Consider the following 11,256-nt stretch of genomic DNA (forward strand, 5'->3'; position numbering starts at 1 on the left):
CTTTTTCAAGTTTTAGAGGATTGAATCATGAGCAACGTCGACCACGCCGAAATCGCCAAATTCGAAGCCCTGGCCCATCGCTGGTGGGACCGCGAAAGCGAGTTCAAACCGCTGCACGACATCAACCCGCTGCGGGTCAACTGGATTGACGAGCGCGTAAATCTGGCCGGCAAAAAGGTTCTCGACGTCGGTTGCGGCGGCGGCATTCTCAGCGAAGCCATGGCCCAGCGCGGCGCGACCGTGACCGGTATCGACATGGGCGAAGCGCCACTGGCGGTCGCGCAACTGCACCAACTGGAATCCGGGGTGAACGTCGAGTACCGCCAGATCACCGCCGAAGCCCTGGCCGAAGAAATGCCCGAGCAGTTCGACGTCGTCACCTGCCTGGAAATGCTCGAACACGTGCCGGACCCGTCCTCGGTGATCCGTGCCTGCTTCCGCATGGTCAAGCCCGGCGGCCAGGTGTTCTTCTCCACCATCAACCGCAATCCGAAGGCGTACCTGTTCGCCATCGTCGGCGCCGAATACATCATGAAGCTGCTGCCGCGCGGCACCCACGACTTCAAGAAATTCATCCGCCCGTCCGAGCTCGGCGCCTGGAGCCGTATGGCCGGCCTGACCGTCAAGGACATCATCGGCCTGACTTACAACCCGCTGACCAAGCACTACAAGCTGGCGGCGGACGTTGACGTCAACTACATGATCCAGACCCTGCGCGAGGAGTAAGCCGATGGCCATCAGAGCAGTCCTTTTCGACATGGACGGCACTCTGCTCGACACCGCGCCGGACTTTATCGCCATCTGCCAGGCGATGCGCGCGGATCGTGGCTTGCCGCCGATGAACGACAAACACATCCGCGATGAAATCTCCGGCGGCGCCAGGGCCATGGTCGCGGTGACGTTCTCGATGGATCCGGAGTCGCCGGGCTTCGAGGAACTGCGTCTTGAGTTCCTCGAACGCTATCTCGTCGGTTGCGCCGTGCACAGCAAGCTGTTCGACGGCATGGGCGAATTGCTGGCCGACATCGAGAAGGCCAATCTGGTCTGGGGCGTGGTCACCAACAAGCCGCTGCGCTTCGCCGAGCCAATCATGCGGCAACTGGGGCTGGCCGAACGCTCTGCCCTGCTGATCTGCCCGGATCACGTGAAGAACAGCAAGCCGGATCCCGAGATGCTGACGCTGGCCTGCAAGATGCTTGATCTGGATCCGTCGACCGTGCTGTTTATCGGCGATGATCTGCGCGATATCGAATCCGGCCGTGACGCCGGCACCAGGACCGCAGCCGTGACCTATGGCTACATTCACCCCGACGACAACCCTCGGCACTGGGGCGCGGACGTGGTGGTGGATCATCCGCTGGAGTTGCGCAAGGTGCTGGATAACGCTCTGTGCAGTTGCTGAGTGGTGCTGCAAAGCGACCATCGCTGCATTCCCGCGCAAGACGCGGGAGCGATCAGAAGTTAATGGATTAGAGGTTTCTTATGTTTGATTACTCCGCTCGCCCCGAATTGCTCAAGGATCGGATCATTCTGGTCACCGGTGCCGGGCGCGGCATCGGCGCGGCTGCCGCCAGGACATACGCCGCCCACGGCGCGACCGTATTGCTGCTGGGCAAGACCGAAGCCAACCTGACCGAAGTCTACGACGAAATCGAAGCAGCCGGGCATCCACAGCCCGCCGTGATCCCGTTCAACCTCGAAACCGCCCTGCCCCATCAATACGATGAGCTGGCGGCGATGATCGAAACCGAGTTCGGCCACCTCGACGGTCTGCTGCACAACGCCTCGATCATCGGCCCGCGCACGCCGATCGAGCAGTTGTCCGGTGAAAACTTCATGCGTGTCATGCAGGTCAACGTCAACGCGATGTTCATGCTCACCAGCACGCTGTTGCCACTGCTCAAACTTTCGCAGGATGCCTCGGTGGTGTTCACCTCCAGCAGCGTCGGGCGCAAGGGTCGTGCTTACTGGGGCGCCTATGGCGTATCGAAGTTCGCCACTGAAGGCCTGATGCAAACACTGGCCGACGAAGTCGAAAACGTCGCTCCGGTACGCTCCAACAGCATCAATCCGGGCGCCACTCGCACCAGCATGCGTGCGCAGGCTTACCCGGGCGAAAACCCGCTGAATAACCCGACACCGGAAGAGATCATGCCGGTCTACCTGTACCTGATGGGCCCGGACAGCACCGGTATCAATGGCCAGGCCTTCAACGCCCAGTAGTGCCATACGTCGCATTTGTTGCCGTGGCGGAATACCGTCGCGGCATGCAATTGCCGCTCTGAACGCGGCAAATTCAGTCAAATAACCACCGCCCCTCCTTTCGAAAGTATCTCAAGCCATTGATCCAAAACGGTTTTAATAAAATATGAACCGTATGGCACGACTTTCGCTCTACATTTCCTCAAAGCACGCCGTGTGAAGGCAGTCGGGCAAGGCCTGATTCGATAGCTGACTAATCGTCATCGGGCAGACTAAACTTACGCCAAATGTCCTACGGGACTGATGGATCAGTATGACGCGCAGCCCATAGCCGCTCTCACCCAGCCTGTAAGACAGACTTACTGCTTAGGGGCTCACGCCATATGAAATCACCCTCCCAGACCACTGCAATTGACTTCGACAGTGCCAAATTGCAACGCCTGGGCTTTGGTCAGCAGCCGCCTCTCTTGGCGCGACCTGTCAGCCTGGCGCAATTGCGCCAGCAAATGAGCCTGCAACTGCAAACCAGCCTTGAGCCTCAACGCATCCTCGGTCTGTTTTTCCGCGAAGTTCAGCGTCTGGTGCCGCTGGACGCCTTGACCTACGTGCACAACGGTTGCGACCTGCGCCTGGAGTTCGGTGCCCGCGGCCACCACTCGGCCAGCTACCGCCTCAGCCACGAAGGCGAGCACATGGGTGAGCTGGTGTTCCGCCGCAACCAGCGCTTCAGCGAACAGGAACTGGGCAATCTCGAATCGTTGCTGTCTGCGCTGCTGTATCCGATGCGCAATGCCCTGCTGTACCGCGCCGCCACGCAAAGCGCGCTGCGTGATCCGCTGACCGGTGCCGGCAACCGCATTGCCATGGAGCAGACGCTGCACCGCGAAATCGAGATGTCCCGCCGGCACCTGCAACCGCTGTCGTTGCTGATGCTGGACATCGACCACTTCAAGCAGGTCAACGACCTCCATGGTCACAGCGCCGGCGACGACGTGCTCAAAGCTGTGGCCGCATCGATCAAGGGCCAGTTGCGCAACGTCGACATGGTCTTCCGTTATGGCGGGGAAGAGTTTCTGATCCTGTTGTCCAACACCGGTCGCGACGCGGCCGCCATGGTCGGTGAGCGCCTGCGTCAGGCAGCCCAGGCCCAGGATTACTACGCCAATAACCAATTGATCGAACTGACCGTGAGCCTCGGCTGTTCGACCCTGTTGCCGGGTGAATCTGCCGACAGCCTGTTGCGCCGCGCCGACAGCGCGCTGTATGTCGCCAAGCGTGAGGGCCGCAATCGCCTGACCATGGCGGGCTAGATATTCGCTGCCAACAAAAAACGGGAGCCAGGGCTCCCGTTTTTTTTATTGATGTCGCCGAAACTAGCTCTCGACCAGTGCCCGACGCTCACGCCCGACCATCACCCGCTCCGACAGTTCGAGCTGCATGCAGCGCTCGAGGAACAGGTACATGTAGTCATAACTCTTGCAGATGGCCTGTCGCAGCTCCGCCTGCAAGGCTTTGCTCGGGTTCATCCCGGCCAGGGTGCAGATGATCTCCAACGCTTCCCAAGGATGGGCATCGTCGTACTGGGCGTGCATCTTCAGCCACTTCATCGCCCGCTTGCGGTCCTCTTCAGGGAAGGCCGCAGCATAGACCCCCGTCGAACACACCAGCGCCGACCACTCCCCGGTCGCGCCTTCGATGGCGTAGTTGGTGGCTGCGATGGCCACGATCAGTGAATCCGCCGAACTGGTGTGCCAGCACCAGTGGCTCAGGGCGTGCAACTCCGGTGGTACTTGCTGCGCCTGCAGATCTTCCAGGCTCACCCCATGGGCCCGGCTCCAATGCAGCCAATAATCGGCGTGGTTGAGTTCGACGCGAATATTGCGCATCAACCAGCGCCGCGCCATGTCTTCACCCGGGTGGCGGGCAAATTTGGTCTTGGTGAGATTCTGTGCCATGTACAACGCGAATTGCTCAACGACGGGCCAGCCCCCGATCAGGTACTGGCGCATGGTTTTGGCGCTGAGCTTGTTATCACGCAGGCGCAGATAAAGTTCATGTTCGACAACCCGGCGTTTGCTCTCGCTGCAATCCTGGATCAACTGTTGCGCCCAGGCGGGATAACTTGCAGCTTCCATGAGTGGTCCGGTTCGGTTGAATGTGTCGATCACTGTTCGGCTCCTTTTGATTTGTGATTGTAAGGATCGGCAAGAGACTTCAACGGAACGTGCCAGGCGCCTTGAATAACAACGGCTGCGGTCTGGCGGGCCGACTTTGCAAACTGTCACAGGTAAACAACTGCGGACGCTCCACTACATAACCCTGAGCGTAATCCACGCCGATTTCAAGCAATGCCTGCTCGATCTGCGCTGTTTCGACAAACTCGGCAATTGTCTGCTTACCCATGACATGCCCGATGTGATTGATCACTTCGACCATTGCACGGTTAATCGGGTCGTCCAGCATATCCTTTACGAAACTCCCGTCGATCTTCAGGAAGTCTACAGGCAAATGTTTCAGATAAGCGAATGAAGACATTCCGGCACAAAAGTCATCCAGTGAGAAATAACAGCCCAAGCCTTTGAGTTCATTAATAAATCTGATTGCGCTCCCGAGATTTGCAATGGCACTGGTTTCTGTAATTTCAAAACAAATCATTTCAGGCGGTACGCCGTAGTTATCAAACTGTTCTCGCAGGAAGTGCAAGAACGCGTCATCTCCGATAGTAATGCCTGAAAGATTAATCGCACACATTGCCAGAGGGCCTTCGCACTTATCGTTAATACATTGAGCAATAACCTTAAATACATTCTGCACAACCCATCGATCCAGCGAGGTCATCAAACCGTAACGTTCCGCCGCTGGTATGAAACTGTCCGGCAGAATCATCCGGCCCGCTTCGTCATGCAGACGCAGCAGAATTTCGATATGTCCGCGAGTGCCACCGGCAGCCGAACCCAAGGGGGCGATTTCCTGGGCGTAGAGGCAGAAGCGGTTTTCTTCCAGGGCCATGTGCAGGCGTTGCACCCAGGCCATCTCGCCAAAGCGCAGGGACAATTCCGAGTCGTCGGCATGGTAGACCTGCACCCGGTTGCGACCCTTTTCCTTGGCCATGTAGCAAGCCATATCGGCGGCCCGCAACGAGGCTTCGAGAGTGGTCGGGTTCTGAGCGACGTGCACCAGCCCGATACTGACGGTGGTCAGGAATGGCCGCCCCTTCCAGACAAAATGCAGGTTTTGCACGGTCTGACGCAGGCTCTCGGCGATCTTCTCCGCCGCCTCCGGTGCGCAGTTCTCCAGCAGGATGCCAAACTCGTCGCCGCCCAGCCGAGCCAAAGTGTCGCCTTCGCGCAAACCCGATTGCAGCAACGCGCAGATATGCCGCAGCAACTCATCGCCGGCCGCATGCCCGCAGGTGTCATTGACCAGTTTGAATTGATCCAGATCGAGGAACATCAGCGCATGCCGCCCGGCCTGGCGCGTCAGGTTGTGCAGCGCCTGTTCGAGCCGGTATTCGAACTCGCGACGATTGGCCAGCCCGGTCAGTGCATCGTGGGTGGCCTGCCATGACAGATTGGCGATGTATTGCCGCTCCTGGGTCATGTCATGCAGCACCAGCACCGCCCCACTGACCTTGCCGGCATTGCGGATCGGCGCGCCGACCAGGGTCACCGACACCGTGCTGCCGTCCAGTCGCTGGATCAGCTTCGAGTGTTCGCTGCCGCCGGTCAGCTGGCCACTGAGAATGTGCTCGATCAGGGTCAGCCCTTCCGTCTGGGCGTTGTCATCCAGCAAATTGAACAACGCCGCCAGCGGCAGACCGGACGCCTGCTCGGCCTTCCAGTGGGTCAACGCTTCGGCGGCCGGATTCATGTAGTCGATCGCCCCGCTCACGTCGGTGGTGATCACACCGTCGCCAATCGAATGCAGGGTGACATGCGCGCGATCTTTTTCCAGTTGCAACGCTTCGGCGAAAGCATGACGCTGCTTGAGCAGTTTGCGGGTGCGCAGCAGCGCCAGCACGATCAGGCCCAGTGCGGTGGCCAGGTTGGTAAACAGCAGCAGACGCAGAATCATCCGCGAGCCTTCACCCAGGGCATCGCTGAACGCCTTGGCGGCCGGGGTCACGCCGTCGTTGATCGCGAAGATCCGGTCTTTCCAGCGGCGGATATCGGCCTCGGTCGCCGCATTGGCAGTGATGCGCTGATGCATCTCCTGCGCCACGCCATCAAGTTCCACCAGATAGGCGTCGCCCAGGGTCCAGCGGTCGATGGCAATTTCCAGATAACTGAAGTGACGGAAATTCAGGTACAGCCAGATCAGGCTGGAGACATCGTCCGGGTGGTTGCCGCCCTTGAGAATGCCCTCACGCGCCGCTTGCAGGTCGGGCGGTTGCTTGTCCAGTGCCAGGCGCAACTGATGACCGCCCTGAGGCACGGCAATCGCGTTCTGGTACTTGAGGTAGATCGCCTCGTCGCGGCTGTCGGCGTACAGATTGAGGTAATAGATGGCGTCTTTCTGGCCCTTGGACCACAGGCTCTCGCCCGCCACATAACCGCGAACGGCCGACAGGACATAAAGACTCACGCCCCCCAGCAACGCCTGAAACAACACGACGGCGATGAATGGCCAGACGATGCCCAACAACCGAGGCGTTCCGAGAGTCCGCTTTTGCTTCATGGTATTCCTTGCATGAGCACTGCCTGATCGTCCTGCGAACATCCCCCCAAGACTAGGAGGCCTTCCCGGTTCCGGCAAGCGACGGATCCGCCTCAGTTCAGAACAGAAGCCGGATAGACATATATACGGCCACACTCGCAGGCCGGACCGATTAACTGGGCACTCCAGGCATTCTCCCTTTTTGGCGGGAATGCTTTCACAAGGAGTGTGACATGACCTCGACGTCTCCAGCTTCAATCGATCCATCGGCAATTGCAGAATCGAGCGCTCGCAAGACGCTGGGTCTGGATGCCGGCCCGGATATCGAATCCCTGGTTCCCCGACCGACCGCCCGGGACCGGAAAAGGTTCAAGGCCGCGCAGCTTGCGACACCAGCCCCTGCGCCCTCCATGACCCTTGAACAGTACACGGCGAAAAGCATCAATGAACGAATGATCGAAACGGTCAAATCCTTTCTGATCGGCAAGCCCTCGCTGATTCGTCATTTGAGCGGCGATATCCTGCGCCTCGCAGCCCCGGAAGCGCTGCGCGCAACACCTTCGGTTTTCCTCCAGCGAATACTCAATACCCCGGAATCACTGGATCTGACAGAACGGCTACTGAAAAAGCTCAAATGGTACGGCGCTTCCCCAGGCGAACAGACGCCGGCGTCGGTGCGTTATCAATTGATCTGCAAAGCCATCTGCCTCTATCTGCACACCCCCTCAGCTGACGAGCCGCAAGCGCTCGCCGGTTTTCACTGGCAAGACCCGGCCCACTGGGGCAAGAGCTACCAGACCTTGCGCCACGAATTCGAACAGCATTTGCTGCGCAGCGGCCGGGTTGCCAACACCAAAGAGGCGATCCTTCTGGCTCGGGTATTCCAGACCCGCCTTTCGAAAGACTTCAGCGTGCGCGATGTACCACCGGAGCTTCGTTACAAGACCTCCGTGGTCTGGGTGAACTTCATGCACGGCGTACTGCTGGCCGAGGAAACCGGTCTGGATCAATCAGCGCCCTTGTCCTTCCAGCAACTGGTTGATCTGCCGCTGCAACGCAGCGCCGGCGCATCGGCCGAACAACTCGAGGCGATTGCACGACTGCGTATGGCTCCTGCCCTGGAATGGGCCGTCTGCACGGGCGCCATTGCGCAGCGAACGACAACCGCTTACGACCAGGAAGATATCAACCGCGCACTGTCGGCTCTGGAAGAACACACCGAGCGCCTGAACAACGCCGTGAAGACACTGGACTTGCGTCCACCTGAGCGACTGCAGATGGCCAGGCAGGTCATGACGAACGTTTTCAGAGGCGTCACGTTCGCACGGGACGGGCGCAAATTGTTGTCGGCGGATCCGAGTCACAGCCATTCCAGGGCACCACTGGATCTGAACAAGCAGCAGGGCCAGGACTTTCTCGACGTCTATGCAGACGGTCAGCTTGATGGCAGCAAGCGATGGATCGTCTCCATGCCCGATGGTACAACGCGTTCGACCACAGCACTGAGGCTCGATGGACAGCGAGTGCTCCATGCCGAGCGGGAAAACTGGCGCGGCGGTTATGACCGGGTCGAAGACGGCGTCTACAGTTGGGCCGGCAATTTCTTGCCTGACATCAACGCCCGGTTCGAAACTGCGTTCAACGACTACCTGACAACCATCAGGCAGGCTTATCAATCGCTGATTGCCAGCTTGCTGAGATCACTGCCAGCGGCAGATCGCCGGGCGCTGGCTCGAGGTGAAGTCCAGGTGCTGAGCCTGCGGCAGAAAACCGCGCCGAACGAGAAGTCGGAGCAGATCCGGGCAAGGAAGGGATTCGTTCTGAAAGTGATTTACAACACAGACATCACTTACTACGAGCTCATCCCGAGCGCGGGCGTCGTTCGTCAGCGAACCGGTTTGAGGTTTTCCACAATCGATGGCGTTCGAACAGAGTTTCCACTGCACGCCTCGATCCCGGGACAAAGCTATTCGCCCGAGCGCAATCTGAGCACTTCCCTCCTGCTCGACTGGTCCGCCCACTTCCACGGCAGAGTGCCGGCAGAGCGGGCATCGTGTCCGGGATACCTCGATATCATGGGGTTCATGCCGGCAGCGGTATCATCCGGCTCGACGGATGCCGAGGGTGAAGCCCTCCTGACGACATCCCGACTGAATGAATTGGCGGGTTATATCGCAACGAACTTTCTCTATGTAGATGAACAGCAACTGCACATACAGGCCCGCGGCATGACGTCCTTCGACGCCGCTCGGGCGAAAACCGAGAAGCGCCTGGAAACGTTCGTTTCCATCGTCAAGGGATTCGTGCCTTTCTGGGGCAGCATCGATGATCTACTGTCGGACAGCACCTCAGGCAAAATCATGGGCGGGGTCGGACTCCTGTTTGATCTCGCATCGTTCCTTTGCCCTATCGGCAAATTCATCTCGGGCTCGGTGCGCCTGCTTCGTGCCACTGTCGGCAGCAGTCGAATGGCTATCAAAGCGAGCCTGCCGTCCTTCTCGACGCTGACTCGCAAGCTTCTGACCAATTCACTGGCAAATCTCAACCCGCTCGATGGCATTCCCACACTGCTTAAAAGTCTGGGAAGCGGTGCCGGCAGAGGACTGCTGTTCATCGGTCGGGCGAGTATCGGCGGCATCAGAAAACTCACGGGACATGCTGACGGCTACCGACTGGTTCATAACCTGCCCCAGGCCATCGATCCGGGGAACTGGAAGCCGCTGGCCAATACTGACGAGCTGGCAACGGTCAACGGCATCGATGACGTCATTGTGCGTCACACAAATGCGTTGGATCTGGAACAACTGCATCTGGTCGACCCGTTGACATCCCTGCCCTATGGCCCGCGCCTGCGCAACAACAGCCGGGATCTCATCCAGGGCAGATCCACTTTCAGGAAGCTGCCGCCCACCGAATCCCACGCTCTGGCCGAAGTCCCGGAACACGCCCATGTTCGTGAAATGCTGGAGGTCGATGGCCGAACCACGCTGTTGATTGATGACATCCCCTATCGTCTGGATGGCGATGAATTGCGTCGGGCCGATCTGATTGAGGAAAAGGCCCTCTTCAAACCCCTGCCATGTCGGGTGAGCCGTGCGCCAGGGGACGTTTGCCGAACAAGTTATGTCACCCGCAATCCGGCGCCGACGCCCGCAGCCGGGAGCTTCGATGACAGCAAAGGCTGGGCCCCCTGGTTCGGGGATACCCTCTATAGACCGGCCAACTCGACGCGACCCTTGCCGAAAAGTGTCATAAGGACCTACAAACAACTCAATGCCTCGATAGCGTTTCAAAAGGGAATCTATGCACGAATCAAGGTCAGCCTCCCGTCCAAAGGTTCAAAACGGTTCGATACGCTTGAGGTCGGGGCGATCATCGTGCCTGCGAAGGACGATTCAAAGCACTATGTATTTACCCGACTGAACGCCGCAGACTTCTACGTCACCGAGCGCTTGCCGACACAGGCCTTTTCCGACCCCTTGGTTTTGCGCAAGGCTCAAACCCTGCCCGCTGACCTGGCCGAAGAATTGAAGAGGGTTTATACCGGGTCGCTCAACGCCAACAACACCGCACGAATCCATTCGGCTGCAGAGGTCGAACGCGCCCTGACAACCATGGACGACATCGCGATTGCGCTGGGCACCGCAGCCAGCCCGCCGGCCGGGATGAAATGGCTCAAAGTGGATACCAGCCCCGGCGAAGCCCTGATGTTCGACCATTCGACGCGGATGATCGTCGCCCGCCGTGCCGAAGGCGCCACGACCTGGGCGCGAAGCAAAGACGCACCAGAAGCCTTGCGAAAGCGCACAGCAGAAATTTTCGACACCTTGTTCCTGTCACCGGTGATCAAACCACCGGACACCAACGCGGCGCTGCGCATCGAGGTCACGATGCAAAAGTTGCAACATTTGATGCGCAGATTTGACCGTACAGGCAACGCTCGAAACATCGCCTATGCCGAAGTCATCAACGCAAAAGGCATGCGAGAGGTTTACGTCAGCGTCTCCGGTGCTCAGGGCACAACCAGACACCTGCCGGTTTTCCGCCATCTGGGTGCCAATCACGTAAAAATCGGCGACACCACCTACATCAACATCGACTACAGCCTGACTGTCGGCAAGACCAACCTGGAATTGACGGATAGAGGGCGTCTGGCTGCGGTACCGCTGACCATCAAGGACATCGACAACTACACACCTGAGCTGGCAGCCCGGCCGACCTCTCTGGACAGTGAAAGCAAGCTGATTCGCGTGATACGCGAGAAATATCCTGACCCGCTGGAATTGAAGTCGGTGGACGTCGCGACCACGATGCCACCCTGCGGGTCATGTTCACTGGTCATGAAGGAGTTCGGGCATAAAGGCGAAGCAGGCGCGCTACAGGTTTTATGGAACTGAC

Annotated in this window: 7 protein-coding genes; 5 read left to right on the forward strand and 2 right to left on the reverse strand. The window is 58.9% G+C overall.

What is annotated here, in order from left to right; translation table 11 throughout:
- The first annotated feature begins 27 nt into the window (after nt 1-27).
- The 4 genes from ubiG (at nt 28) to JKA62_RS00900 (ending at nt 3,512) form a co-directional block, all read left to right on the forward strand.
- Nucleotides 28-726: a bifunctional 2-polyprenyl-6-hydroxyphenol methylase/3-demethylubiquinol 3-O-methyltransferase UbiG gene (ubiG, locus tag JKA62_RS00885; RefSeq protein ID WP_007950906.1), complete on the forward strand. Its 699-nt coding sequence runs from the start codon at nt 28-30 to the stop codon at nt 724-726.
- Between the two features lie 4 nt (nt 727-730).
- Nucleotides 731-1,402 (forward strand): N-acetylmuramic acid 6-phosphate phosphatase MupP, encoded by a 672-nt coding sequence (mupP, locus tag JKA62_RS00890; protein WP_011335376.1) that lies wholly within the window; start codon nt 731-733, stop codon nt 1,400-1,402.
- Between the two features lie 80 nt (nt 1,403-1,482).
- Nucleotides 1,483-2,223 carry a YciK family oxidoreductase gene (locus JKA62_RS00895; RefSeq protein ID WP_201815742.1) on the forward strand — a complete coding sequence of 247 codons (741 nt, stop codon included), beginning with the start codon at nt 1,483-1,485 and terminating at the stop codon, nt 2,221-2,223.
- A gap of 362 nt (nt 2,224-2,585) precedes the next feature.
- Nucleotides 2,586-3,512 (forward strand): GGDEF domain-containing protein, encoded by a 927-nt coding sequence (locus JKA62_RS00900; RefSeq protein ID WP_011335378.1) that lies wholly within the window; start codon nt 2,586-2,588, stop codon nt 3,510-3,512.
- 63 nt (nt 3,513-3,575) lie between these two features.
- Here the strand turns inward: JKA62_RS00900 and JKA62_RS00905 are convergent, their stop codons facing one another.
- Nucleotides 3,576-4,370 (reverse strand): TenA family transcriptional regulator, encoded by a 795-nt coding sequence (locus tag JKA62_RS00905; RefSeq protein ID WP_011335379.1) that lies wholly within the window; start codon nt 4,368-4,370, stop codon nt 3,576-3,578.
- A 46-nt stretch (nt 4,371-4,416) separates the two neighbouring features.
- The gene (locus JKA62_RS00910) at nt 4,417-6,879 is read right to left on the reverse strand and encodes an EAL domain-containing protein (protein ID WP_011335380.1); all 2,463 of its coding nucleotides are present in this window, start codon (nt 6,877-6,879) and stop codon (nt 4,417-4,419) included.
- A 212-nt stretch (nt 6,880-7,091) separates the two neighbouring features.
- On the opposite strand from JKA62_RS00910, the gene JKA62_RS00915 reads away from it, so the two are divergent.
- On the forward strand, nt 7,092-11,255 hold the full coding sequence (locus JKA62_RS00915; protein ID WP_011335381.1) for a hypothetical protein: 4,164 nt from the start codon (nt 7,092-7,094) through the stop codon (nt 11,253-11,255).
- The last annotated feature ends 1 nt before the right edge of the window (nt 11,256 follow it).

It is taken from the genome of Pseudomonas sp. B7 (assembly GCF_016735645.1).
Lineage (GTDB): Bacteria > Pseudomonadota > Gammaproteobacteria > Pseudomonadales > Pseudomonadaceae > Aquipseudomonas > Aquipseudomonas glycinae.